Origin of the sequence: Pseudomonas sp. URMO17WK12:I11, assembly GCF_007677725.1 — a bacterium.
In the GTDB taxonomy this organism is placed as follows: domain Bacteria; phylum Pseudomonadota; class Gammaproteobacteria; order Pseudomonadales; family Pseudomonadaceae; genus Aquipseudomonas.
In genome coordinates this window covers 1-210 of the sequence record NZ_VEDF01000084.1, presented here as the reverse complement: position 1 = coordinate 210, position 210 = coordinate 1, and the positions used below count along the sequence as shown (strand labels likewise).

The 210-nt window shown below is 57.1% G+C and carries 1 protein-coding gene; it reads left to right on the top strand.

Annotation, left to right across the window (positions count from 1 at the left end; genetic code table 11):
- On the top strand, nt 1-210 hold a 210-nt coding region (locus FS665_RS23575), incomplete at both ends, for an immunoglobulin-like domain-containing protein (RefSeq protein ID WP_145193688.1).

Sequence of the window (210 nt, the reverse complement as noted above, 5' to 3'; positions counted from 1 at the left end):
ACCGCCAGCATCGGCGCACCGGTGACTGTCGCTCCGGTTGTAGTGACCCTGACCAACGGGCAAATCATCACGATTCCAGTTGGCCAAAGCTCCAGCACCGCAACGGCTGCCGTCAGCAACGATGTCTACCAAAGACATGATGCTGTCACCAACAGCATCACTAGCGTTAGCGGCGGAAGCTTTGAAAGCCTCGTAGCCAATACTGACCCC